Genomic DNA, 25,613 nt, shown 5'->3' on the forward strand with positions numbered 1-25,613 from the left:
GGAAATGTCAATTCGGGACAGGAATATGAAAAGCCGGATGATTGCGCCGGGCTTTGTTGAAGACGCGCTGGATAGCCTGCGCCTCAAGGGCATCGATCCCGCGCCGGTGCTGAGAAGCGTGGGGATCGATCCCCAGTCGTTCGGGCCGGTGACGAACGAGCAATATGGCGCACTTTGGCTGACGATTGCGACACTGTCGGGCGACGAGTTCTTTGGGCTTGCCGCCCACCCGATGCGGCCGGGCGCGTTTCGTCTGCTTTGCTACACTGTGATCCATGCCGGCACGCTGGAGCGAGCGCTCAAGAGGGCGCTGACCTTTCTGAACATCGTTCTGGATGATCCGAATGGCGAATTGCGGCAGGCAGGCGGGCTCGCCGAGATCGTGTTGACGGACCAGTCCGGCCCGCGATCGGCCTTCACCTATCGCACCTATTGGCTCATCCTGCTCGGCATCGCCTGCTGGTTGATCGGCCGGCGCATTCCCTTGAACCGCGTCGATTTTTCCTGTCAGCCGCCGCCAAATCGGCTGGAATATCTCCAGTTTTTTGGCGCACCCGTGCATTTCGGCGAGACGCGGAGCCGTATTGCATTTCGGGCTGATTATCTGAAGCTGCCGATCATCCGCGACGAGAAGGCGCTGAAGCATTTCCTGCGTGCGGCTCCCGCCAATATCCTGCTGCGCTATCGCCACGACCAGGGTTTTACGGCCGGGGTTCGGCATCGGCTGCGCGGGACGAGCCCTGACAACTGGCCGGATTTTGAGGCGGTCGCGGCGCACATGAAGCTCTCGCCCGCAACCTTGCGGCGGAGGCTCAAGGCGGAGGGGCAGAGCTTCGCCGCCATTCGCGACGACATACGTCAGGCGGAGGCGCAGCGCCTGCTCCGCGGCAGTACCAATACCGTAAGTCAGATTGCAACGGCGCTCGGTTACACCGAGCCGAGCGCCTTTCACCGTGCATTCGTCAAATGGACGGGCATGACGCCGCTCGCCTTCAGGAAAGGCGAGGGCGGGTTCTGAAAGGCCCGCCCAGACCGAGCCAAGATCAGAACGACATCTTCGCCTTCAGACCGAGCCGGGTATCTGCATAGCCGGATGCGTAGTGGCCTTCATATTCGAAGCGGATGCCAGCGCCACCGGCCGTCAGCAGGTCGAAACCGGCTGCAACATCGGCGGTGGTGCGCGGGAAGCGCATCGTTGTGGTGAAGGACTGCGGGGCAGCGACAAAGCTTGCCGTCTGGCTGAAGCTGTCCTTGTCGTGCCAGGAGAAGCCGGCGCGGACGTATGGACGCAGCCAGGATCCCGCCATCAGCCAGTCGGACGGACCGTTGGTGCCGACCTCGATGGCAGGGCTGATGGTAAAGAGGTTCTGGCTGGCACCTGCGAAGGTGAGGGCAGCGTTGCCGCCGGTTTCGCTGTAGCGGCCGAAGTTGATCCGGGTCAGCGTGAAATCTGCCATCGGCTTGACGTAACCAGTGTCGAGATCAAAGACATAGGAGGCACGCAGAAGGGCTGTGTAAACGTCCGAATTGCTCTTGCCAATCAGCGTCGAATTCAAGCCGGCCGCATTGACCACGCGGGTCGTATCCGCATTGCCCCAGCCGCCGGAGACTGCGCCGGCGAACTGCAGCGGGCCATTCGTGTATTTCAGCACCGCACCGGCATTGAAGCGTCCGCCGATGGCCTTGCCATTGCCCGAGGTCGTGGTGCTCCAGTCGTAGTCGATTGCCGCACCTGCGGTCCAGTAGTTGTCGAGCGCGAACTGCGCGCCGGACGAAATGGACGTGGTCTGGTCGGAAAAGCCCTGGTCGTTGCTGTTGCTTGCAACATTGAGGAAGCGCTGCTGGCCCTTGAGCCAGATGCACTGGCCTTCGCGCGCAATGGCAGCCGCACCCGAGCCGGGCATGCGGCAGCTGAGCATGTTGCCGGTGAACTGCTGGCTCGATTGAACGCCGGCAGCCTGCTGTGCCATCTGCGTCTGCGGCGTCAGCTGGTTGAGGCCATTCGCCAGCGGTGTGCCGGTGAGGTTGTAGATCGTCGCGAGGTCGCCCGGCAGCGAGCCATTGTTGTTGAAGGCGCCGTTTAGCGCACCAGAAACGGCTTGCTGGTTCGGATTGAGCCCCGAGCCAAGGCTAGCGACCAGGTCGAGCAGGACGGAAGTGGGCGTATAGGAGAGGCTCGTGGAGAAGCCGACCGGAATATTGGTGTTGGTGAGGCTCGCAAACTTGCCGTTCACCGTGCCGCCGCTGATCAGCGTGTACTGCTTGGCGATATAGCTGCCGGCCTGATAGGTTGCCTGCACCGTACCACCATTGATGGTCGCGGTCGCATTGTTGGTGAGCGCAACCTTGCTGTTGGCATTGGGAGCGATATTGACGGCGAAGATGGAGCCGGCATTAAAAACCAGCGGCTCGGCAATCGTCATCGTGCCATAGGGATTGGCGCTGTTGCCGGGCGACAGCGTGCCGCCGGAATTGATGACCGGATCGCCGATCTTGCCGATACCCGAAAGGATGCCACCGGCGTTGACAGCGATCGCGCTTGCCTGGACGGCGCCATCCACCTGCAACGTGCCGCCGTTGACATTCGTGGCGCCCTGATAGGTGTTCGTGCCCGTCAGGATCAGCGTACCGGCACCCGTCTTGGTCAGACCACCAGCGCCGCTGATGTTGTTCGAGAAGGTCGAGGTCGCACCCTTCGTATCAAGCGTGGTGTTCGCGACGAACTGGCCGTAGCCGCGAACGGCCTTACCGGCGTTCACGAGGCCCCATCCGTAGACAGCGTCCACACCCTGCGCGCCGAGGTCTGTCGCCGTGGTCAGAAGCGTCTGCTGAAGGTCCTTCGGCGTGTACCAGGTGAATGCCTGACTAACGAGTGCGGCGACACCGCTGACACCCGGCGCGGCATATGAAGTCCCGCTTCCGTCCTTGTAGTTGTTCCCGGGCTGCCCATTGACCTGACCGCCAACGTTGCCCGTTCCGACGACCACAGCGCCGCGAAGCTGATCGCCGGGGGCAACCAGACACCATTGCGCAGCATCACCGCAACGGTTGCTGAAATTTGTGATATCGTTATTGCCGTCCACCGCGCCGACGGCCAGAAAACCCTGCTGAAGCCCGGTGTTGTATTTTGCAAGGCCTGCAAGCACGTCGGCGTGCGGCTGACCTTCGTTGCCGGTAGCAAACACGAGGAGCGAGCCATTGTTGATCGCCTGCTGTGCGGCATCCTTGAACTGCCCATACTTGGCGTTTGCCGTCGCCTGCGTATAGTCGTTCATGTTACAGGGGACGCCGTTGTTCTGGGCAGAGTTCGTTCCAACGTTACAATTGTCGGTACCGAGGCTGAAGTTGATGACCTTAGCGCCGGCGTTGGAGAGATTCTGTACAGCGAGGCTCAACTGCGTGTCGAAATCGTTGGTGCCTTGCGCGGGTGCGGTGTTGATGGCGGCGACATAGAGCCCGGCATTATAGGCGACACCCTGGATACCGGACCCGTTAAGCGCACCGGCGGCAATGCTCGATACGAACGTACCATGGCTTGTGCCCGGATCGGAATCATTGTTTGCGCCCGGCGTCATCTGCGTGAACGCGGTCGGGTCTTGTGCGGCTTGGTTGAACGCGTTGGTGAATTTGATGCCGCCGACGAACTTGCCGTTGGTGGAGAGATCGGGATGGCGCAGGTCAATACCTGTGTCGACAACACCGATGGTGACCCCTTGGCCGGTAAAGCCCAGCGCATAAGCATCAGCAGCCTTAACCTGATCGAGAGCCTTCGATTCGTTGTATTCCGGCGTCTGGCCGTTCGGCGCCTGCTGTGCCTCAGCAAGATTTATGATCGAAAGCGAACACAGCAATGCGATCGCGGCCGTGAATGTACCCCTGAAATTCATTTAGCGTAAATCCATAATCTGCAATTGAGTCGTCCCAGATTAGGTTTCTATCCGGTTATGTGACGAAAGGCAATAACACATAGAGTATCGTTGATGTTATCTAGATTCCTAATATTATGTAATAATAATATTTAAATCTTGTCTTGCCGGTGGCGGCAGAGTGCCGACGTGTCGGATATGTCTGTGACTCCGAGGCCCGCCGTCTTGGGGATGGTGGCGGCCGAACATGACAGTCGGCCGTCGGGGGAAAGCCGCTGCTATTTCAGGCAGCGTATTCCGTCGCAGTTCGGTCCCGCGAGCCCTTACCCGTGCGCGATCATCACATGGCGCACAACGGTGTAGTCTTCGAGCGCGTAGATCGACAGGTCCTTGCCGTAGCCGGATTGCTTCAGACCGCCATGGGGCATTTCGTTGCAGAGCATGAAATGCGTGTTGACCCACGTGCAGCCGTAGCGCAGGCCGGCTGTGGCGGCCATGGCCGTGGAAATGTCCTTCGTCCAGACGGAGGAGGCGAGGCCGTAGTCGGAATCATTCGCCCAACCGACCACGTCGTCATCATCGCCGAAGGGCGTGACGGAGACGACGGGGCCGAAGACTTCGCGGCGGACGATTTCATCCGATTGAAGCGAGCCGGCGACCACGGTCGGTTGGTAATAGAAGCCGGAACCGTCGGGGATCGCGCCGCCGGCGGTGACTTCGACATGACCTGTTTCCGCCGCGCGCTGCACGAAGCTTGCCACGCGGTCGCGCTGGCGGCGCGAGATCAGCGGGCCGATTTCGTTCTCGCTGTCATCGGCGAGGTTGTAGCGGATGGAGGAGACGGCGCTGCTCAAGTCCGCAACGAAGCGGTCATAGACCGATTTATGCGCATAGATACGGCAGGCGGCGGTGCAGTCCTGGCCAGCATTGTAGAAGCCGAAGGCGCGGATGCCGGCGACCGCCGCGTCGATATCGGCATCGCCATAGACGATGACCGGGGCCTTGCCGCCGAGTTCCAGATGCGTGCGCTTGACCGACTTCGAGGCGGCCTGCAACACCTTCTTGCCCGTGGCGATATCGCCGGTGATCGACACCATATCGATGCCCGGATGGTTGATCAGCGTGTTGCCGACGCTTTCGCCACGGCCGAGAATGACGTTGACGACGCCTTCCGGCAGGATGCCGGCGAGGAGCTTGGCCATTTTCAGCGCGGTGAGCGGCGTCTGTTCCGATGGCTTGAAGACGACCGTGTTGCCGCCGGCAATCGCCGGTGCGAGCTTCCAGGCCATCATCATCAGCGGATAGTTCCACGGCGCAATCGAGCCGATGACGCCGACCGCATCGCGGCGAACCATCGAGGTGAAGCCGGGCAGATATTCGCCCGCAATCGTGCCGTGCTGGTTGCGGATAGCGCCCGCAAAAAAGCGGAAACAATCGACCACGGCCGGAATTTCGTCGTTGCGCACGGCATTGATGGGCTTGCCGCAGTTGAGCGATTCCAGCGCCGCGAAGGCGTCGCCATCGGCCTCGATGGCGTCGGCGATCTTGAGGAGGTAAGCAGAGCGCTCGGCGGGCGTCGTGCGCGACCAGGTGGTGAAGGCTCCGCGTGCGGCGGCAACGGCGGCCTCGATCTGCGCGGGCGAGGCCTCGGGCAGGTTGAGGATGGTTTCGGCGCTGCGCGGGTTGAGGATCGTTTCTTCCTGCTCCTCACCCTTGATGAAGGAGGCGCCGATGAGCATTTGCGTTTCCATGATCGTTCCCTTTCCGTCTTTCATTTGCCGCTGCCGGCGGTCTCTGCGCCGTCACGGGTGAGATAATAGGCCCCGAGAATGGGGATGAGCGTGACCAGCACGACCGCCATGGCGACCACATTGGTCACCGGGCGTTCATGCGGGCGGATGAGTTCTTCCAGCATCCAGATCGGCAGCGTCTGCTGCTGGCCGGCGGTAAACGTCGTCACGATCACCTCGTCGAAGGAGAGCGCGAAGGCGAGCATGCCGCCGGCGAGAAGGGCGGTGCCGATATTCGGCAGGATGACATGCCGAAAGGTCTGGAAGCCATTGGCGCCGAGGTCATAGGACGCCTCGACCAGCGAGGGCGACATGCGCCGGAAGCGGGCGACCGCGTTGTTATAGACCACGACGATGCAGAAGGTCGCGTGGCCGAGCACGATCGTCCAGAAGGAGAAGGGGATGTTCATCATCCCGAAGGCCGAGCGCAGCGCAATGCCGGTGACGATGCCCGGAAGCGCGATCGGCAGGATGACGAGCAGCGTGATTGCCTCCTGCCCGAAGAAGCGGGCGCGGGACAGGGCTGCGGCGCAGAGCGTACCGAGAACGAGGGCGAAGGCGGTGGCAATCGAGGCGACCTGAAGCGAGAGCGTCAGCGCCTGCCAGACATCCGGCCGCGCCCAGGTGACGGCGAGCCAGCGCGTGGTGAAGCCCGGCGGCGGCCACTGGAAGCTCTTGTCTTCGGTGGTGAACGCATAGGCGAAGATGAGCAGCAGCGGCAGATGCAGGAAGAGCAGGCCACCGGTGGCTGCCAGCGTCAGCGGGAAGGGCGCGCGGTTGTGCTTGTCAGAGCGCATCGAAGGCTCCCTGTTTCTTGGCGCCCCAGAGATAGAAGGCCATGATGACGACGGGGACGACGGAGAAGGCGGCGGCGAGCGGAATATTGCCGGCCGTGCCCTGCTGCGTATAGACCGCCTGCCCGATGAAGAGGCGCGAGGTGCCGATGATGCCGGGAATGATATAGTCGCCCAGCGTCAGCGAGAATGTGAAGATCGATCCGGCGGCGACGCCCGGCATGGCCAGCGGCAGCAGGACATGGCGCAGAGTCTTGCCCGGCGAGCCACCAAGATCGTAGGAGGCCTCGATTAGGTTCGACGGCACGCGTTCCAGCGAGGCCTGGATCGGCAGGATCATGTAAGGCAGCCAGATATAGACGAAGACGAGGAAGGTGCCGGTGGCGCTGACCGAGAGCGAATTGCCGCCGACCACGGGCAGCGACAGCCAGGCATCCAGCAGCCAGCCGAGATGCAGCTTGTCCGCCGTCCAGCTAATGATGCCTTCCTTGGAGAGGATCATCTTCCAGGCATAGATCTTCACCAGATAGCTCGACCAGAGCGGCAGCATGACGCCGAGATAGAAGAAGGCCTTCCAGCGGCCCTTGGCGTAGCGCGCGGCATAATAGGCGATGGGGAAGGCGAGGATGGCCGAGGCAATCGTCACCAGTGCCGCCATGGTGACGGTGCGCTTGATGATGTCGAAATTGGCGGGGCTCAGGAGTTCCGCATAGGTGGAGAGCGTCAGCTCATAAGTCACCTGCGCGGTGAAGTCATCGAAGGAGAAGAAGCTTTGTGCGAGAAGCGCTGCAAGCGAGCCGACATAGACCACTCCGAGCCAGAGCAGCGGGGGCGCGAGCAGCAACAGCAGCAGCAGGCGCGGCGAGCGCCAGAGGGCGCCGGAGATGCGCGAGGCGAGGCCGTCAGGAGCGTTTGCCGGGGAGGCACTGGCTGTCATGCCGCATCCTCCAGCGGGTTCAGCGCGTCCGGCGCGAAATGCAGTGTAAGCGTTTGGCCGTCGTCGGGAATGGCGGCTCCCGCGGGCAGGTTCGCGTGGATGGTGCTGTCGCCGACTTTCAAGGCGATGCGGCGGACGGCGCCCATGAAGCTCGAGGCTTCGACCATGCCGGTGAGCGACAGGCGGCCGTTGCCGGGTTCCAGGGTCAAAGCCTCCGGGCGGAGACTCGTCCAGCGCCTGACACCTGACAGGTTTTCGCTTAACGAGGGTGACAGGATGTTGGAAGAGCCGACGAAATCTGCGACGAAGCGGGTCTTGGGTCGGTTGTAGATATCTTCCGGCGCGCCGGACTGCACGATGCGGCCTTCGTTGAAGACAGCCACGCGGTCTGCCATGGAGAGCGCTTCGGCCTGATCGTGCGTGACGAGGACGAAGGTGATGCCCAGGCGCTTTTGCAGGCCCTTCAACTCTTCCTGCATGGCCTCGCGGAGCTTGAGGTCGAGTGCGCCGAGCGGTTCGTCGAGAAGTAGAACGCTCGGCTTGTTGACGAGCGCACGGGCCAGCGCCACGCGCTGCCGCTGGCCGCCTGACAGCTGACCGGTTCGCCGCGCGCCATAGCCGCCGAGCTTGACGAGGTCGAGTGCTTCTTCAGCCGCCTTGTGGCGCGTTGCCTTGTCGATGCCGCGCACCATCAGCCCATAGGCGACATTGTCGAGGATCGTCATATGCGGGAAGAGGGCATAGTCCTGGAACACCGTGTTGACGTTCCGCTTCCATGGCGGAATGCCGTTGGCGCTGGTGCCGAGGATCGCGATCTCGCCGCCATCGGGCTGCTCGAAGCCGGCGATCAGCCGCAGGCATGTCGTCTTGCCTGAACCCGAGGGCCCGAGCATGGCAAAGAACTCGCCCTCGGCGATTTCAAGATCGACACTGTCCACCGCCTTCACGGCGCCGAAATGGCGCGACACTGAGCGGAAGGTTACGGCTGCGGTCATGGGGTGGGTCTCCGGAATGCTGGGAAGCGCAACCCCTCACCTGCAAAATCTAGCACTTAGCTAAAGCTAAGATGCTGATTTTGCTTCCTCTCCCACAGGGGAAGAGGTGGCGCGAGGGGCTGCCACGTCGTCCTCTCCCCGTGTGGGAGAGGAAGCAATTTCATCGAGTTAGCTGTCGCGGCCGCGGCTGTGCCAAATGGTCGTAACGGTGCGCGCGACAGCTAAACGATGAAAATTGCAGGTGAGGGGTTCTTGAGGGTGCTGTGATGCCGCCGCTTACTGCCCGCCCATCACCGCAATATAATCGCTGACCCACTTGGAATAGGGGACGCAGGTGCCCTGTTCGCACTTGGCGGTCGGGGTTTTCCAGAAGGAGATCTTCTCGAAATTGTCGAAGCCGTTGGTGGCGCAGCCGCCTTCGCCCAGCAGTTCATTGCCCTTGCAGGCGGCGGGAACGGCCGGTACCGAGCCGAACCATGCGGCGACATCGCCCTGCACCTTGGCGTCGAGCGAATGGTTCAGCCACATATAGGCGCAGTTCGGATGCTTGGCATCGGCATGCAGCATGGTCGTGTCGGCCCAGCCGGTTGCGCCTTCCTTCGGAATGGTGGAGGCGATCGGCTGCTTGGCGGCCTGCAGCAGGTTCACCTGGAAGGGCCAGGAGCCGGAGGCGACGACGCCTTCGTTCTTGAAGTCATCCGTCTGCACGGTCGCGTCATGCCAGTAACGGCCGACGAGCGAGCGCTGGCCCTTCAGGAGGTCGATGGCAGCGGCATATTGCTTTTCGTTGAGCTGGTAGGGGTCCTTGATCCCGAGTTCCGGCTTCGTCGATTTCAGGAAAAGAGCGGCGTCCGCGATATAGATCGGGCCGTCATAGGCCTGCACGCGGCCCTTGTTGGACTTGCCGTCGGGCAAGGTCATTTCCTTGAAGACGACGTCCCAGCTTTCCGGCGCCTTATCGCCGAAAGCCTTGGTATTGTACATCAGCACGTTAGGACCCCACTGATAGGGCGTGCCGTAATGCTTGCCATCAACGGTAAACCAGGGTGCATCCTGCAGGCGCTTGTCGACGGCCGACCAGTTCTTGATCAGGCTGATATTGATCGGCTGCACCTTCTTGCCGGCAACGAGACGGAGCGAGGCATCGCCCGAAGCGGTCACGAGGTCGAAACCGCCCTGGTTCATCAGCGTTACCATTTCATCGGAGGTGGCGGCGGTCTTCACATTGACCTTGCAGCCGGTTTCCTTCTCGAAGCCGGTGACCCAGTCGTAAGCCTTGTCGCTCTCGCCGCGCTCGATATAGCCGGCCCAGGCGACGATGTTCACTTCGCCTTCTCCCTTGCCGATTTCCTTCATCTCCGCCGAAAAGGCGGGCAGGGTGGAGCCGAGAACGAGGGTAAGCGCAGTCGTGATGTTCAGAATGGACTTCATGATGTTCCCCTTTGCGGTGAGTGGCTCGAATATTTCCGTTATGCCTTGTGGGGATGATATGCGGGACCATCGGTTTCGCAATTTCTTTTATCAGAAAGGCACTATCGGAAATTCCGATAGCTTGGCGCTTAGCGAAGGCGAGGCGTCCTCTGTGCCTGCGCCAGCGCGATGAAGTTCTTGAGGGGCGCGGAGAGGCTGAGGCCCCGGCGCCAGACGAGACCGACATGAATGGCCGGTAGCGAGGCGGAAACATCGCGCGCCTCGATGCGGTCGCCTTCCAGCGACCACGGGCGATAGATCATATCGGGGAGGATCGCGACGCCGGCACCGGTCGCCACGAGAGAGCGCACGGCCTCCACCGAACGGGTTCGGAACGCGACGCGCGGGCGTGCGCCGAAGACGCCGAGCAGCTTGCGCGTCGCCTCCTCGATCTCGTCCGTCGTCAGCATGATCAGCGGCTGGCCGGCAATGTCTTCCACCGTGATGGATTCCCGCGAGGCGAGATCGTGGCCAGCCGGAAGCCAGAGGCTGAAGGGCGACATTTCGAGCGTTTCGACCTGCAGCGCCTGCCGGTCGCGCAGGTTGTTGAGAAGCACGACGGCGACGTCGAGTTCGCCGCCGATCAGCAGATGTTCGAGATAATTGCCGTCATCCTCGATCGTGCTCACCTCGACGCCCGGAAAGGCGCGGCGGTAGCGGGCGAGAAGATCGGAAAGCACATAGCCGGCGACCAGCGAGGTAACGCCGAGCTGCAACGTGCCTTTGAGCATTTCCGGATCGGCATCGAAGACCTGCCGGGCTTCCGAAACGCTGGCGAGAATTTTCGTGGCGTGGCGCAGGAACTGATGCCCCTGCTGGGTGATGGCCAGACCGCGCGGGTGGCGGTCGAACAGGAGGACGCCGAGATCCTGTTCCAGTTCCTTGACCGCTTCGGTGATCGAGGATTGCGAGATCGACATGACATGCGCAGCACCGGAAACGGTGCCTTGCTCCGCCACTGCAACGAAATACTGCAACTGTCTCAAAGTGAAGGCCAAATGCGATCTCCGGCAAACTTCGCCCTGCGGTCATAGCGCGTTGGGCGACGCGGTGACAAGCGATCGCTTGGCTCGCAATGTTTTATTGCCCATGCCGTGCCATAATCGACCGATATCGGATCAGGATCGATTCGCGGAGGTTCCCCCGTGCGCATGTCACGCATTCTTTCTCATTCGCTGCTTCTGGCTCTGGGCCTTGCTGCGTCGCCTGCTTTCTCTGCCGAAACCCCCGCGTGGCTCATGGCCCATGTGGGTGAGGGTGATGGGCAGATCGCAGCGCCCGTTCTCTCCAAGGCCCGCGCGCTCTATTTCGCGAAGGTGAAGGAAGGCAAGGTCCACAATGGCTGCTACTTTGCCATGGATGCGACGCGCCCGAATACGCCGGCAGGACGTTTCTACATCATCTGCGAAGGCCAGCAGGTGTTCAGGGTCATCGCCTCGGGTCACGGCAGCGGCCGCAACCTGCCGGGCGTCGCCAATTTCCAGAACGGCCGCGAATGCGTGAAGAATTTCGGCAATGCGGCCGATTCCGATCTGACGATGGGCGGCTCCTATATCACCAGCGAACAGAAGACCTCGTTCAAGGGCTATTATCGCGCTTCGGCGAGCCAGGTCGGGATGTTGACGCGCACATTCGTGCAGTTTGACGGCGAGGGCGAGACGGCCAATGCGCGCAAGCGTGCCATCGGCGGCCATGCGGCCGTGACGATCAAGGGTGTGTGCATGCGCAAGGCCCCCGGCGACAGCCATGCCAACAAGGACGGCTACGTCCCCTTCGGCAATCTGGTCGATTATGCCGGCGGGCGCAGCAATGGCTGCACGAGCTGGAGCCGAGCCGATGCGGCTACGATCATGAACATGATCAAGGATCAGCCGACGACGGTTTACATCTATCCGGAAGCATCGGTGGTGAAGGCGGTCGAGCAGGCGTCGAAGGCAGGCAAGAGCCCGGCTCAGGCGGGTATCTACTGGAATTCTTCCTGCATCAAGGCCATTGGCAGCCCGCATTACTGGTCGAAGGATGTGCTGGAGCCGTTGATCGTGCAGTATCGCCACGACCATCCCGGTCCGCCACCGAAGCCGACGCCGCTTTGCACCGGCGCGGATGCCGCTCCGTTGCAGAGCAGGATGGTGCAGCGCTGAGGCTTTTCGCGGTCTGATCCTTTACTCGCAGATCTGGCGAAGCTTTTCAGGCCGCAGGATTTCAACAGAACGCAGGCTGTGCAGCTTGAGAATGCCGGCGGCTTTCAGCTTGGAAATGCTGCGGGAGACCGTTTCGATGGTCATGCCCAGATAGTCACCGATATCGAGCCGCGTCATCGGCACGTCGATACGGTCCGGATCGCCCTGGCGTTCGGCCAGATCGAGCAGGAAGGCGCCAAGCTTTTCGGTCGCGCACTGGCGGCCGACCACGAGAAGATGCTGCTGCGCGCGGACCATGCCGCGGAGCGCCAGCGCCAGCATTTCCGGGTTGATGTTGCTGTTGGCGTGGGTCACGACCTTGCGCAGACCGGTCTCGACGATGGCTTCCGCGAAGAAGCTGTGCACGCCTTCCGCCTCGAAGCCGAAGGTCTCGCCGGCAAAGTGGAAGGCCACGACCTGACGGCGGCCGTCCGAAAGAAGGCGATAGAGGCGAACCGCGCCGTAGCGGACTTCATAGAGCGTCCCCGCCCGTTCGCCCTGGCCATAGATTTCCTCGTCAGCGGAATAGGTGGTCAGCGCGCCGGGGCCGTTCAGGATGCTCGCAGCATGGATATGCGAGGCAGGAACCGTCTGAAAGGCTTGAGTGTGTGCGAGAGCCTGCATGGCGAACCACCTCTGTCTTGCGTTGCTGCGTTTGACTGTGAGGTGACTATGCGGGAACGGATCGAGTTGCGAAATTCGGTTGTACCACTACGTATTCATACGTAGGCGGGGTCGGACAGGCTCGCAGGGGGAATGAACCGGGCGACGGCGGCCAGTACATCGGCGCCGCTGAGCGGCTTGGTCAGCACGGTCATCGCGTCGTGGCGGGGATTGGCGCCATGCTCCCGCAGAAGCAAGGTTCGTCCAGCAAAGCCGGAGAGATCGTTCGGTGCGCCAGCCGCCTTCAGCACGCCGTCATCAGCGATAATGCAAAGGGCCTCCGGCAACGCCTTGGTCGCCGATGCAATGGACGAAAAGCTCGACACGCGATAGCCGTCAGCCTCCAGCGCAAAGGCGAGAGACCTGTTGAGTGCCTGATCTGGCACGATAACGACAATGGCGCGTGACTTGGGCATGGGTTGGCACAATGATTTTGCCGAAAATCCGGCTTCAATGCGCCATTTTGCTGAAAGCCTTCCGCATGCGCTTTGTCATATGTCAAAAATCATGCAGCATGAAAGCCGGCCGCGAGCGCCATGCGCACCAGTTCCGGCAGGCTCTTGGCCGCCATTTTCGCCATGACGTTCGCCCGGTGCACCTCGACGGTGCGGGGGCTGATGTCCAGATCGTAGGCGATCGCCTTATTGGGAAGCCCGGCGACGACGGCGGAGAGGACCTGCCGTTCCCGCTCGCTGAGACTGTCGATCCGAGTCCGGACCAAACTGATGTCTTCGGCATCGTCTGCGGCAGGTTTCAGGCCGTCTGCTGCCCGGTGGATCGCCTCGATGATCAGCGTGTCGTCGAAAGGCTTTTCGATAAAGTCCACTGCGCCGGCGCGCATGGCTTCCACCGCCATCGGCACGTCGCCATGGCCGGTGATGACCACCGGCCGGATGGCACCGTTGACGGTGGCGAGCTTGCGGATGAGGTCCACGCCGCTCATGTCGGGCATACGCAAATCGGTGATCAGGACGGCGTCGCGGGCGCTGGGCGCGAAGTCGAGGAATTCCGTGGCCGACTGATGCACGCGCACGGCAAAACCGTTCATGGTCAGCATGAAAGCGAGCGATTTGCGCACCGCCTCCTCGTCATCGACGATATGGACCGTGAAGTCAGGTTTCGACATCGGTGGCTTCCTCGTATTCCGGCAATGTAAATTCGAACGTCGCGCCGCCGCGCTCGTTGGAGATGACCGCCATTCGCCCGCCATGGGCTTCGACGATGCGCTTGGAGATCGAAAGCCCGATCCCCATACCGCCAGGCTTTGTCGTCGTGAAGGGCTTGAAGAGCTGGGCGGATATTTCCTCCGCGATCCCGGGGCCCGTATCGGCGACCGTGATGCTGATCTCTCCCGGTGCCGAACGCGTCGTGCGCACGACCAGTTCCTTGGTCGGCGAATCTTTCATCGCCTCGATTGCGTTGCGCATCAGGTTGATCAGTACCTGCTGGATCTGGACGTGGTCCACCATGACCAGTTCGGCCTCGGAGGCGAAGTCGAAGACGGCGCGAACACCCTTTTCGCGTGAGCCGACCAGCGCCAGCGCGCCGGCCTCCTCGATCAGCTTGCGGATATTGTAGGCGTTCTTCTCCGTCTCGCCCTTGGTGACGAATTCCCGGAGATGCCGGATGATCTGGCCGGCGCGAAGCGACTGCCGGCCGGCCTCTTCCAGCGCATCGCGCATGCGGCTGGCGAGATCGTCGTCCATGTCGCGAAGCAGTCGTGAGCACCCGTGAACATAGTTGGAGATGGCGGAAAGCGGCTGATTGAGTTCGTGGGCCAGCGTCGAGGCCATTTCGCCCATTTCGTTGAGGCGCGCGAGGCGGGCAAGTTCGCCCTGGATGGCCTGGAGCCGCGCTTCCGATTCCTCGTGCTCCGTCAGGTCGCGGATGAAGCCGGTGAAATAGCGCTTGCCCTCGGTATGCGTTTCGCCGACGGCGAGTTTCATCGGGAAGGTGGAGCCGTCCTTGCGCTTGCCGACGACCACGCGGTCGATACCGATGATGCGGCGTTCGCCGGTATTGCGATAGCGGGCGATGTAACCGTCATGTTCGGCCCTGTAGGGCTCCGGCATGAGAACCCGCAGGTTCTGGCCGATCGCTTCCTGCTCGCTATAGCCGAACTGCCGGACGGCGGCGGCATTGAAGGAGACGATGAGGCCGTCCGGGTTGGCGACCACGGCGGCATCCGGGGCGGTGTCGAGAACCGATTTCAGATGCGCAGCCTGCGCGGTCATGTCTGCGAGCGATTGCCGCCCGGCGTCGCGCGTGCGCTGCAAAACCTCTGCCAGTAACGCTACGGCGAAGACCAGCAGCGCAAAAGCAAGAGCCGGCCCGAGCGAGAATGCGATGTCGACCCGGTCATCCAGCGCGACGAGAGCGGCCAGCGACAGGAGGCCGGCGATCAGCACCGGGCCGAAGCCGCCTATGGCGGCGGAAGCAACCACAGGCATGGCAAGAATCATGGCTGCGAGCGAGTCGCTCATGCGTGCCTTGAAGAACAGACAGATCACGATGGCTGAAATGGCGGCCAGAGTAGCCACCACATATGCGCGCTGTCGGCGCGTCAAAAACGACAAGCCGCGTCCTGACCCGTACGCCGCACGTTCGTTGGGCTTGGCCTGCATGATCCCCACCAGATGCGTCTGACAATGGAAGAACAATCCAAAATTGATCTTCGTCATTTATCGTGTTTTAGCATCTGATTTCAAAGGCTGTCCACGTATGTTCGTAAGCCAAACGAATTTTGTCTTGGAAACTGTTTCACGCGGGATCACTTCGGCAGCGTTTTCCAAACCGCCGATCATCATGGCTGCCATGTCTCAGCGGGCTGAGGGATAGCGCAGCCCTATGAAAGCGAGAAGCGCCGCGGCTCCGAAAGCGTTCAGCTTGAAGAGCGTCGTGACACTATCGGCCGAAAACGCGCCCGCAAGCCCCACCGGAAATCGGCCAAAGGTGAGCCCGAAAAGCACAAAGACGCCGGCGACCGCAATCCGCCTCGTCCAGACTTCCGTCGCCTCAAAGGACATGGCTGCCAGCATGAGGGCAGCAAACAGGAAGAGCCAGGCGCCCGTTCCGTCGCCCAGCGCAAATCCGATGGCGGCCGTGTCGATGGCGCCGACAGCAACCAGCGCGACCCTTGCCACGTAAGGATTGCGCCGGGCCAGAAAGGGCAGCGCGACCCAGATCGGCAAGGACACGGCGGTCCAGAGCGATGCCTTCAGCGCGTCGGGTGCCAACCACCAAACGTAGAGCGGGTAGATCGGCTTGTTGAGCGCGATCACCATCGACACTGACATGGCGGCCGACGTCAACGGATCAAGGGCGCGGGGTTCGCTTCTGTCCATGGCGAGCGTCATGCCGGCGACAGCCGGTAATGCGACACGCCCCAGGTCTCGCCGTTGTTGTGGCCGAAGAGGCCCGCAGTCGCGAGGAAGAAGAGCCGCCAGCGACGATGCCAGACCTGCGCATCCTTGCCGTAGCATTCGCTCAAAATCCGACGCACGGCTTCGTCGTTCCGGTCGAAGTTCTCCAGCCAGTGCTTCGCTGTCTTCTCATAATGCTGGCCGTTCCACTTCCACTCGGCCTCCACCTTGTAGATGTCGGAGAAGCGATGGATCAGCTCATGCGAGGGCATGATGCCGCCGGTAAAGAAATGCTGGGCGATCCAGTCGGCCTGGTCGCGATGATCGAAGCGGTAGGACCTGTCGCGATGGGTAAAGATATGCATGAAGAGGCGGCCGTCCGGCTTCAGCCAGGAGCGGGTCCGGGTGAGAAGTTCATGCCAGTTCGACATATGCTCGAACATTTCGACCGAAACGATGCGGTCGAACTGCGCCTGCGGGTCGAATTCCGTCATGTTGGCGGTGCGTATGGCGAGGTTCCTGAAGCCGCGCGCCTTGGCGACACCCTCGATATAGGCGCGCTGCGATGCGGAGTTTGAAACAGCCACGATGCTGGAATTGGGGAAGTGCTCGGCCATGTAGAGCGAAAGCGAACCCCAGCCGCAGCCAAGTTCAAGGATCGTCTGGCCGTCTACGAGACCGGCATTTTCGACCGTGCGCTTCAGGGCCGCGATTTCCGCCTGATCGAGTGTAGCGCCCGCATCTTCATAGAAGCAGCAGGAATATTTGCGGCGTGCGCCAAGCGCCAGGCCGAAGAAATCTGCCGGAACTTCGTAATGCTGCTCGTTCGCCTCGTCCGTGTGAATGGCGATCGGATAGGCCTTCATCGTCTCGAAGAACATGGCCTCTTCGGTTTCGGCAACGGTTTGCAGGCGGCGTCCCGTGCGTCCGACCAGAAACTCCACGCCGGCGGAGGTCAGCCAGTCCGGAAGGTTCACCCGCTCGGCGGCGTTGATGACATTGGCGATCATGGTCATTTCGCGGTCTCCTTGAAATTGAGCGGACGGGGCGGGCCGGGGAAGAATGCGTTGACGCGCATCTGATACTGACGGAAGCGCTCGCCGCGCGAAGCCAGCATGTGCTTTTCGAGCGGCGGAATACCGGATACATGTACGAGCAGGTAATACATGAGAGCGGGCGCCAGCAGCGAAGCTGCGATCACCAGCGGGCTGCCGGTGGACAGTGCCATCACCGGCCATGCGCACCAGTAAAGCCATTCGAAGAAATAGTTGGGATGGCGCGACCAGCGCCAGAGCCCCACATCACAAATTCCCTTGAAGCCTTTGTTTTCGCGCCGGAAGTCCGACAGCTGGCGGTCTGACAGCGCCTCGCCAAGGACTGCGATCACGGCAATCGCCAAGGCCGTAAAGTGGAAGTGCGTTAGGGTGTCCGTAGCGGTTGTTGGCGCCAGAACCGAAAGCGCGAGAATGAAGGATACTGCCGCCTGGATCTGCAGGAACTTGAAGAGCTGCTGAGGGGCCTTGTCGCCCCATTCCTCGATGAGCGCGGCATAGCGCGGATCTTCGCCCGCAAGGCGGCTGCGGCCCCCGATATGGATCGCCAGCCGGCCGGCCCAGAGCGCCAGTATGACCGCCGCGAGCATACCGGGACCCGTCGCCAGCTTGCCGGACAGTGCGAGGCCGATGATGGCCGCAAGTCCGGTGAGAGCCGACCAGGCCATATCGACCCAGCCGCTATTGCCGGTCTTGCGCTGTACGGCCCAGGCTGCGGCCATCCCCAGCGAGAGGAATACAAGGGGCACTATGAGTGAGAGCGCGTTCATCGCCGTTTCCATTTCTGTCTATGGAAACCAATACGGGTGCTCGCGCGTTCCGGATTACGAATTTCGCGTGCCGGCAATCCGCCGCGTTTTTCCGTCCGTACTTTGCATCAAAGGGTCCTTTGAGGAGATATTTGTGATGTTGAACCGCACGATTGCTTGCACCGCCCTCGTTCTTCTTGGAAGCAGCGCTGCCTTTGCTGCTGACGACGCGTCCATGAAGGGCGTCTGGTCACGCGGTGATGGGAATGCGCGCGTCAAGATCGACAGCTGCGGCTCAGCGCTTTGCGCGACCAATCTCTGGATCAAGCCGGGCACCCCAAGCGAAAAGGTCGGCGACAAGCTGATCATGAATGTCACATCATCCGGCAATGGCAAGTATGAAGGCAAGGCTGAGGACCCGCAGCGCGGCCTGACCTATAACCTGCAGGTCGACGTCAAGGGCTCCAGCATGACGACGCGCGGATGCGTGCTGGCCAAGATCGTCTGCAAGTCGGTAAGCTGGTCGCGCGCGCAGTAAGCGCGGGGCCGATCCCAACTTGTCCGGCCGACCAGGCGGTCTGCCCGAGACGGTCGTCTTGTTTTATCCCGCGCGGCTTTCTAAGGTGTTGCCCGTTGCGAGATGAGCCCATCGGGAGGGGACGCGTTTGGGAAGTGAAGTCCAGCGGCAGGCGCGTGACACGTCGGCCGATCCGGAATTCGGCCCGTGGCTGGCACAGGCCAGCATCCTTGTCGTTGATGACGAACCGGGGATGCGGAATTTCCTGTTGCGCACGCTCGGCCCGCGCTGCAAGCGCCTTGAGGTCGCCGCCGATACGGAAGAGGCGACCGCCCGGCTGGATGAGCACCACTACGATGTCATCATTCTCGACAACATGCTGCCGAGGAAAACCGGCGTCGACTGGCTGGCCGAACAGCGCGCGATCGGCTTCTTCTCCGACGCGATCCTGATGACCGCCTATGCCGATCTCGAAACCGCGATCCAGGCGCTTCGCGCCGGCGCCGTCGATTTCATTCTGAAGCCCTTCCGCTCGAACCAGATCCTCAATGCCGTCGCCCGCTGTCTCGACCGCATCCGGTTGCAGCGGGAAAACTATGTCCTGCGCTATGAACTGACGGCGGCCTCAGACCATATGCTGCTCAGGGACCGGCTGATCGGACAGTCGCGCGCCATTGACCGTGTGCGCGAGACGATTGCGCGGGTTGCGCCGCTTCCGACCTCGGTCTTGCTGACAGGGCAATCCGGTACCGGCAAGGAGGTCGCGGCGCGCTCTCTCCATGCGCTGTCGGACCGTGCCTCGAAACCGTTCGTACCCGTCAATTGCGGCGCGATCCCGCCCGACATGATCGAGAGCGAACTGTTCGGCCATCTGAAGGGGGCGTTTACCGGGGCTGAGCGGGCGCGCGAGGGTCTTTTCGTGCACGCCCAGGGTGGCACGCTATTTCTCGATGAGATCAGCGAGATGCCACTGGCGACGCAAAGCAAGCTGCTGCGCGTGCTGGAAGATCGAAAGCTGCGCCCGGTGGGAGCCGAGCGCGAGGTCCCCGTGGATCTCCGTTTCATCTTCGCCACGAATGCCGAGCTGGAAAAAGAGGTGCAGGCAGGGCGCTTCCGCGCCGATCTGTTCTTCCGCATCAATGTCATGCAGATCCATCTGCCACCACTCAAGGCGCGAGAGAGCGATGCCGTGGAGCTGGCGGGTCTTTTCATGAAGAAGCTGTCGGCGCAGCTCGGCATGCCCGAGGTTGTCATCGACGAGGATGCGCGGCGGGCGCTCACCAGCTATTCCTGGCCGGGCAATGTGCGCGAACTGCGCAATCTCATCGAGCGGACTTTGATCCTTGGTCATTTCCCCGATGGTTTCGGGCCCGGCGAGGCCACGCCGGCGTCGCCCGAGCCCGGCTCGCTGGCCGATGTCGAGCGGCGGCATATCCTTTCGGTGCTCGCCGCCTGCAAGGGCCAGAGGGACGAGGCGGCAGAAAAGCTCGGCATCTCGCGCAAGACTATCGACCGCAAGCTGGCGGCCTGGGATGGCTGACCCCTCCGGCAAGGCTGTTTCGCCTCGTCCAGCGCGTTCGGTGCGCTACCGACTGCTGGCGATCGCACTTCTGCCGACGCTTGTCATCCTGCCGCTGCTGCTCGGTTTTGCGGTATATCGCTGGAATGCGAAGTTCGATGCGGCGCTGACATCGAAGGTGCATGGCGACCTGACGATCGCGCATCAATATCTCGCGCATATCCTTGAAAACTCGGGCGAACATGTCACGGCGCTCGGGGCTTCGGCACGGTTCTCGGCGGTTGTCGGCGACAAGGTAGCGCTGAAGGCGCTGCTGGCGCGGTCTCAGCCGCAACTGGAGCTCGATTTCCTCTATGTTGTCGATCGGCAGGGCCGGGTCGTCGCCTCGACCCACGACCGCATCGCAAGCACGGTGCGGATCGACTGGCCGGTAATTGCTTCGGCGCTAGAGGGCAAGCCGCGCACCGCCATCGATGTCTTCGACAGCGCCGATCTGCAGGCGCTCTCGCCTGATCTCGCAACGCGCGCCCGGCTGCCGCTGGTTTCGACAGCCAATGCGTTGCCGAGCGACCGCACCGAAGAGACGCGCGGCATGGTGATCCAGAGCGCCAGTCCCGTCGATCTCGGGCCCGCCGGAAAAGGAGTGCTGGTCGGTGGCATTCTGCTCAACCAGAACCTCGTTTTCATCGATACGATCAACGATCTGGTCTACCGCGCGGCGAGCCTGCCGGAGGGCAGCAAGGGCACCGCCACGCTCTTCCTCGACGATGTCCGCATCAGCACCAATGTCCGCCTGTTCGAAGGACGCCGGGCGCTTGGCACGCGGGTATCAGCCGCCGTCCGGTCCAATGTTCTCGACAAGGGCGAGACCTGGCTCGACAGCGCCTTTGTCGTCAACGACTGGTACATTTCCGCCTATGAGCCGATTTCCGACGGTTATGGGAAGCGGGTGGGCATGCTTTATGTCGGTTTCCTGCAGGCGCCCTTCACGGCTGCGAAATATCAGACCGCCTTCTTCATCATCGCGGCCTTTGTCGTGATCGCCGCCCTCAGCGTTCCGATCTTCCTGCGCTGGGCACGCGGCATATTCGAACCGCTCGAGAGGGTGGACGCGACCATCGCACGGGTCGAGAGCGGCGATCTCGGCGCCCGCACCGGCAATGTCGATGTCCGCGACGAGATCGGACGCGTTGCCGTCCATCTCGACGATCTGCTCGATCAGCTCGAGCAGAGGGACCAGGCGCTTCGACGCTGGAACGACGAGCTCAATCTGCGCGTCGATGAGCGGACCCAGGAGCTGCAGCTTGCCAACCGCCAGCTGGAGGCCACGACAAAGCAACTCATCATGTCGGAAAAGCTCGCGGCGATCGGCGAGATTACCGCGGGCGTCGCCCATGAGATCAACAATCCGATTGCCGTGATGCAGGGCAATCTCGAAGTGATCCGCGCCGTTGTTGGCGATAAGGCGGAGCTTGCGAAAGTGGAGTTCCGCTTGCTGGACGAACAGATCCAGCGCATCAACCGGATCGTCACCAAGCTGCTGCAATTTGCCAAGCCCGAGGAATTTGCCGGCTTTGTGGAGCGCCACGCGCCCGGTCAGGCGGTTGCCGACTGCATGCCGCTGGTCCAGCATCTTCTGGCGCGGGCGGCAATAGACGTCAAATTTGAAGATGAGGCGGCACGCATGGTCCTGATGAACCGGACCGAGTTGCAGCAGGTTGCCGTCAACCTGATCGTCAATGCCATCCACGCCATGCCGGATGGTGGCACGCTCGCCATCAGGACCTCCGATCAGGACCGGGATGGGCGGCCGGGCGTGGCGATCGACATCAGCGACACCGGGGTCGGTATCGATCCGGATGTTCTGAGCCGCGTGTTCGACCCCTTCTTTACCACCAAGCGACAGGAGGGGACGGGCCTGGGACTGTCGATCAGCCAGACGCTGGTCACGCGGCAGGGTGGCAGCATCTCGGCTGAAAGCGCGCCGGGCAAGGGTGCCAGCTTCACGGTCTGGCTTCCAGAGGCGGACTGAACGGACAATTTGTCCTTTATCAAGGGACAACTTGTCCCTCCGCCTGAAGTCGGAAACGTCAAGCTATTGAATCAATTATGCATTAATATTGGCATGGCCCTTGCAGACTGTTTGTCGGGACGTGTCGGCAGGCAACCATCAGGAGGACATGGTTGCCTTCACGCCGAAAGGCGGCCGGCCCACCCGCAGGCAACAGTCTTCGCATTCTTGAAACGGGAATGCGTCGTGGAGGAGAAATCATGACAGTTACCACCGATACCGGGGCCGGGGTCTATTCCGCCGGAATTCTCGACCGGGAGCGCATCGTTGCGCAGCCCGGTTTCAACCGCTGGCTTGTTCCGCCGGCAGCTCTTGCGATCCATCTTTGCATTGGCATGGCCTACGGCTTCAGCGTGTTCTGGCTGCCGCTGTCGAACGCGCTCGGCGCCAATACGCCAGAGGCCTGCAAGACGATGTCGCTGGCAAGCGCGCTCTTTACGACGAGCTGCAACTGGCGCGTTGCCGATCTCGGCTGGATCTATACGCTGTTTTTCGTCCTGCTCGGCTCATCTGCCGCCATCTGGGGTGGATGGCTGGAGCGTGCCGGCCCCCGCAAGGCCGGCGTCGTGTCCGCCATCTGCTGGTGCGGTGGCATCGCGATTGCCGCTGTCGGCGTCATGACCCATCAGCTCTGGCTGATGTGGATTGGCGCAGGCGTCATCGGTGGCGTCGGTCTTGGTCTCGGCTACATCTCGCCGGTCTCCACACTGATCAAGTGGTTTCCCGACCGCCGTGGCATGGCAACCGGCATGGCCATCATGGGTTTCGGTGGTGGCGCGATGATTGGCGCTCCGCTGGCCGACATGCTGATGAAGACGTTCAAGACACCCGACTCCGTTGGCGTATGGCAGACCTTTTTTGTCCTGGCGGCCATCTATTTCGTCTTCATGATCGGCGGGGCCTTCGGTTACCGCATTCCGCCGCTCGGCTGGCGGCCCGAAGGCTGGACGCCACCGGCGACCAGCACCAGGCCCACGATGATCACCGCGCATCACGTCCATCTGCGCGATGCACACAAGACGGCGCAGTTCTGGCTGATCTGGGCCGTACTCTGCCTCAACGTCTCTGCCGGCATCGGCGTGATCGGCATGGCCTCGCCCATGCTGCAGGAAATCTTCGGCGGCCGTCTGATCGGTCATCCGGAGATCAGCTTCACGGCGCTGAGCCCCGAGCAGAAGACGACCATTGCGGCGATTGCGGCGGGCTTCGCCGGCCTGCTGTCGCTGTTCAACATCGGCGGGCGCTTCTTCTGGGCGTCGCTCTCCGACAAGATCGGCCGCAAGAACACCTATTACACGTTCTTCATTCTCGGCATTGCGCTCTATACGCTCGCCCCGACTGCGGCGCATATGGGCAGCCAGTTGCTCTTTGTCGGCATCTTCTGCATCATCTTGTCCATGTATGGCGGCGGCTTTGCCACCGTCCCGGCTTATCTGGCCGACATTTTCGGTACGCAGTTCGTCGGCGCGATCCATGGCCGGCTGCTGACGGCATGGGCGACGGCGGGCATCATCGGTCCTGTCGTGGTGAACTATATCCGCGAATTCCAGATCTCCGCCGGCATTCCGCGTGACCAGGTTTATGATTTCACCATGTATATCCTGGCAGGCATGCTGGCGCTGGGGTTGGTCGCCAATGCGCTGGTGCGGCCGCTGTCGGACAAATGGTACATGTCGCAGGAAGAGGTTGCCGCAATGCAGGCGAAGACGGCTGCCGCCAATGCGGGCCCAACCGGCTCCTTCGGTATCGGCAAGGGCGGCTTTGACGGCAAGGCGCTGATCGCCTGGGCCGTGGTGGGTATCCCGATCCTGTGGGGCGTGTGGATCACGCTTCAGAAGACCGCGGCCTTGTTCTGATCGCAGCTTCCGCTGTACTCACCGTGAGGCTCCGGCATGGCCGGGGCCTCATTCCTGCCCAGCCTGGTCCAGCTCACGCTGCAGCGAGGCTTGAGCGGACATAGCCGGCGAAGAGATCGCCGGCCGCGGCGAGTTCCTTGTCGTTGACGATGACGAAGTCCGCTATGGTCTCGTCGCCCAGTTCTCCGCTGCGCTCGAGCCGCTGAAGAATGCTGTCTGCGGCTTCGCGCCCGCGTGCGGCAAGACGTTCGGCAAGAACGGTCTGCGGCGCTGTGACCAGAACAACCTTCAGAGCATCGCCATAGACCTCGCGGAAGGCGGGAAGGGCCGCGCGTGAGCCGTTCGCAATCAGAATTCGGCCCGCCTGGAGATCGTCCAGCGTTTCGGCCGGTATGCCATAGAAAAGGCCGTGCGCCTGCCAGTGCAGGGCAAGCCTGCCGGCGGCCGCAAGCTCGCTGAAGGCGGCATGATCGACCGGCTGGTGATCCTCGCCGCCAGCCTCCTTGGGCCGCGTGATGTAGCGCTTGACGATACGATACGTCTTATCGCCGGCAAGCTGCCGGCGGGCATGGTCGATGACGCTGTCCTTGCCGGCGCCGCTCGGGCCGACGACGACGAAGATCGTTCCCCGGCTCATGTCACGCCACCCGACGACCCTGACGCCACACACCGCGCACGACCGGAACGCCGTCGTTGCGGCGGACGCGCACGAGATCGGCGCGCAGGCCCGGCGCGATACGGCCGCGATCGTCAAGACCGACGGTGCGGGCCGGCGTCGAGGTCACCATCGCAAGCGCCTGCGGCAGCGAGATATCCTCATGCGTATCGGCGAGGATGAACGGCGCGTGGATGAGGCTGAGCGGCACGTAGTCGGAAGAGAGAACGTCCAGAACGCCATGTTCGGCGAGGTCGCGGGCGGCGATATTGCCGGAGTGCGACTTGCCGCGCACGATGTTCGGCGCGCCCATGAGCACGCTCATGCCGGCCTCATGCGAGGCTCTGGCGGCTTCCATGCTGGTCGGGAACTCGGCCAGACGCACGCCGAAGCCCTTGGCTTCCTCGACATGATCGAGTGTCGCGTCGTCATGCGAGGCGATGGAAATGCCACGCGCGTGGCAGACCTCCGAGATCGCGATTCGGTGTTTATTCGCATAGATTTCAGAGGCTTCAAGGCGACGCTGCACAAATTCCGCGAACTGCTCGTCGGAGAGGCCGCGCTTGGTTTTGTAATAGAGCGTATACTGGTCCATCGTCTGGAACTGGCGCTGGCCCGGCGCATGGTCCATCAGCGAGGCAAGACGCACGGCGGCGACATCGCTGAAGGCGTTGAAGTGGTCGAGCACGTTATGCGCCGAGACTTCGCAGCGCAGATGGATGAAGTGGTCGGCACGCAACCGATCCTCGTCCGCGGCCTGTTGCAGGGCGTCCGCCATCATGCGCATTTCGCCATCGTCGAACCCGCCATCCTCATCCGCGCCCATGCGCAGACAATCGAAGACGGTGGTGATGCCGGAGGAGGAGATCTGCGCGTCATGCGCCTGGATCGCCGACATCATGTTCCAGCGCACGCCAGGGCGCGGCGAATAATGCGATTCCAGATGGTCGGTGTGGAGTTCGACGAGGCCGGGGATCAGGTAGTCGCCGTCGAAATCCTCGCCGGGCGCGGAAGACGCGTCCGAGATATCGGCGATCAGCCCGTCGCGGACGAGAACCGCGCCATGCCGCACCTCGTCCTCGAGGACGATCCGGGCGTTTCCGATCACAAATTCCGCAGTCATTTTCTTGCCTTTCG

General features: G+C 62.1%; 22 protein-coding genes. 6 read left to right on the plus strand and 16 right to left on the minus strand.

What is annotated here, in order from left to right; genetic code table 11:
• The first annotated feature begins 25 nt into the window (after positions 1 to 25).
• Positions 26 to 1,018: an AraC family transcriptional regulator gene (locus ABID16_RS16150; protein WP_354557384.1), complete on the plus strand. Its 993-nt coding sequence runs from the start codon at positions 26 to 28 to the stop codon at positions 1,016 to 1,018.
• Between the two features lie 25 nt (positions 1,019 to 1,043).
• On the opposite strand, the gene ABID16_RS16155 is transcribed toward ABID16_RS16150, so the two are convergent.
• From ABID16_RS16155 to ABID16_RS16185, 7 genes are all read right to left on the minus strand, one after another.
• Positions 1,044 to 3,887: a S8 family serine peptidase gene (locus ABID16_RS16155; protein ID WP_354557385.1), complete on the minus strand. Its 2,844-nt coding sequence runs from the start codon at positions 3,885 to 3,887 to the stop codon at positions 1,044 to 1,046.
• A 302-nt stretch (positions 3,888 to 4,189) separates the two neighbouring features.
• Positions 4,190 to 5,617, minus strand: coding sequence for a gamma-aminobutyraldehyde dehydrogenase (locus ABID16_RS16160; protein WP_354557386.1), 1,428 nt, complete (start codon positions 5,615 to 5,617; stop codon positions 4,190 to 4,192).
• A 20-nt stretch (positions 5,618 to 5,637) separates the two neighbouring features.
• The gene (locus ABID16_RS16165; protein WP_354557387.1) at positions 5,638 to 6,453 is read right to left on the minus strand and encodes an ABC transporter permease; all 816 of its coding nucleotides are present in this window, start codon (positions 6,451 to 6,453) and stop codon (positions 5,638 to 5,640) included.
• On the minus strand, positions 6,443 to 7,387 hold the full coding sequence (locus tag ABID16_RS16170; RefSeq protein ID WP_354557388.1) for an ABC transporter permease: 945 nt from the start codon (positions 7,385 to 7,387) through the stop codon (positions 6,443 to 6,445). Before ABID16_RS16170 ends, ABID16_RS16165 begins: the two co-directional genes overlap by 11 nt.
• Entirely contained in the window at positions 7,384 to 8,382 is a 999-nt protein-coding gene (locus ABID16_RS16175) for an ABC transporter ATP-binding protein (RefSeq protein ID WP_354557389.1), read from the minus strand. Before ABID16_RS16175 ends, ABID16_RS16170 begins: the two co-directional genes overlap by 4 nt.
• 276 nt (positions 8,383 to 8,658) lie before the next feature.
• Positions 8,659 to 9,813, minus strand: a complete 1,155-nt coding sequence (locus ABID16_RS16180) for an ABC transporter substrate-binding protein (protein WP_354557390.1) — start codon at positions 9,811 to 9,813, stop codon at positions 8,659 to 8,661.
• Positions 9,814 to 9,941: 128 nt separating this feature from the next.
• Positions 9,942 to 10,850 carry a LysR substrate-binding domain-containing protein gene (locus tag ABID16_RS16185; protein ID WP_354557391.1) on the minus strand — a complete coding sequence of 303 codons (909 nt, stop codon included), beginning with the start codon at positions 10,848 to 10,850 and terminating at the stop codon, positions 9,942 to 9,944.
• Between the two features lie 153 nt (positions 10,851 to 11,003).
• On the opposite strand from ABID16_RS16185, the gene ABID16_RS16190 reads away from it, so the two are divergent.
• Positions 11,004 to 11,993: a hypothetical protein gene (locus ABID16_RS16190; RefSeq protein WP_354557531.1), complete on the plus strand. Its 990-nt coding sequence runs from the start codon at positions 11,004 to 11,006 to the stop codon at positions 11,991 to 11,993.
• A gap of 21 nt (positions 11,994 to 12,014) precedes the next feature.
• On the opposite strand, the gene ABID16_RS16195 is transcribed toward ABID16_RS16190, so the two are convergent.
• The 7 genes from ABID16_RS16195 to ABID16_RS16225 form a co-directional block, all read right to left on the minus strand.
• Positions 12,015 to 12,656, minus strand: a complete 642-nt coding sequence (locus ABID16_RS16195) for a helix-turn-helix domain-containing protein (RefSeq protein ID WP_354557392.1) — start codon at positions 12,654 to 12,656, stop codon at positions 12,015 to 12,017.
• 95 nt (positions 12,657 to 12,751) lie between these two features.
• Positions 12,752 to 13,111: a response regulator transcription factor gene (locus ABID16_RS16200; protein WP_354557393.1), complete on the minus strand. Its 360-nt coding sequence runs from the start codon at positions 13,109 to 13,111 to the stop codon at positions 12,752 to 12,754.
• Between the two features lie 89 nt (positions 13,112 to 13,200).
• Entirely contained in the window at positions 13,201 to 13,821 is a 621-nt protein-coding gene (gene fixJ / locus ABID16_RS16205; protein WP_354557394.1) for a response regulator FixJ, read from the minus strand.
• Positions 13,808 to 15,376, minus strand: a complete 1,569-nt coding sequence (locus ABID16_RS16210) for a PAS domain S-box protein (RefSeq protein WP_435532433.1) — start codon at positions 15,374 to 15,376, stop codon at positions 13,808 to 13,810. The genes fixJ and ABID16_RS16210 overlap by 14 nt, the downstream gene beginning before the upstream one ends.
• A 138-nt stretch (positions 15,377 to 15,514) precedes the next feature.
• Positions 15,515 to 16,039, minus strand: coding sequence for a hypothetical protein (locus ABID16_RS16215; protein ID WP_354557395.1), 525 nt, complete (start codon positions 16,037 to 16,039; stop codon positions 15,515 to 15,517).
• Positions 16,040 to 16,047: 8 nt separating this feature from the next.
• Complete coding sequence (locus ABID16_RS16220; protein ID WP_354557396.1) at positions 16,048 to 17,073, minus strand: SAM-dependent methyltransferase; 1,026 nt, start codon at positions 17,071 to 17,073, stop codon at positions 16,048 to 16,050.
• A complete protein-coding gene (locus tag ABID16_RS16225; RefSeq protein ID WP_354557397.1) occupies positions 17,070 to 17,879 on the minus strand; it encodes a DUF1295 domain-containing protein in 810 nt (269 codons plus the stop codon). Before ABID16_RS16225 ends, ABID16_RS16220 begins: the two co-directional genes overlap by 4 nt.
• Before the next feature lie 136 nt (positions 17,880 to 18,015).
• Here ABID16_RS16225 and ABID16_RS16230 point away from each other — a divergent pair, with 136 nt between their 5' ends.
• The 4 genes from ABID16_RS16230 to ABID16_RS16245 all read left to right on the plus strand — a co-directional run bounded on the left by ABID16_RS16230 (position 18,016) and on the right by ABID16_RS16245 (position 23,821).
• Positions 18,016 to 18,396 carry a DUF2147 domain-containing protein gene (locus ABID16_RS16230; RefSeq protein ID WP_354557398.1) on the plus strand — a complete coding sequence of 127 codons (381 nt, stop codon included), beginning with the start codon at positions 18,016 to 18,018 and terminating at the stop codon, positions 18,394 to 18,396.
• 127 nt (positions 18,397 to 18,523) lie between these two features.
• Positions 18,524 to 19,915, plus strand: coding sequence for a sigma-54-dependent transcriptional regulator (locus ABID16_RS16235; RefSeq protein ID WP_354557399.1), 1,392 nt, complete (start codon positions 18,524 to 18,526; stop codon positions 19,913 to 19,915).
• Entirely contained in the window at positions 19,908 to 21,926 is a 2,019-nt protein-coding gene (locus ABID16_RS16240; protein ID WP_354557400.1) for a sensor histidine kinase, read from the plus strand. The genes ABID16_RS16235 and ABID16_RS16240 overlap by 8 nt, the downstream gene beginning before the upstream one ends.
• Positions 21,927 to 22,165: 239 nt before the next feature.
• On the plus strand, positions 22,166 to 23,821 hold the full coding sequence (locus ABID16_RS16245) for an OFA family MFS transporter (protein WP_354557401.1): 1,656 nt from the start codon (positions 22,166 to 22,168) through the stop codon (positions 23,819 to 23,821).
• A 73-nt stretch (positions 23,822 to 23,894) separates the two neighbouring features.
• Here ABID16_RS16245 and phnN read toward each other — a convergent pair whose 3' ends face one another.
• Complete coding sequence (gene phnN, locus ABID16_RS16250; RefSeq protein ID WP_354557402.1) at positions 23,895 to 24,458, minus strand: phosphonate metabolism protein/1,5-bisphosphokinase (PRPP-forming) PhnN; 564 nt, start codon at positions 24,456 to 24,458, stop codon at positions 23,895 to 23,897.
• Position 24,459: 1 nt separating this feature from the next.
• On the minus strand, positions 24,460 to 25,599 hold the full coding sequence (locus ABID16_RS16255) for an alpha-D-ribose 1-methylphosphonate 5-triphosphate diphosphatase (RefSeq protein ID WP_354557403.1): 1,140 nt from the start codon (positions 25,597 to 25,599) through the stop codon (positions 24,460 to 24,462).
• Between the last annotated feature and the right edge of the window lie 14 nt (positions 25,600 to 25,613).

The sequence above is a fragment of the Limnomicrobium aquaticum genome (assembly GCF_040545545.1).
GTDB classification, from domain to species: domain Bacteria; phylum Pseudomonadota; class Alphaproteobacteria; order Rhizobiales; family Rhizobiaceae; genus Ensifer_A; species Ensifer_A aquaticum.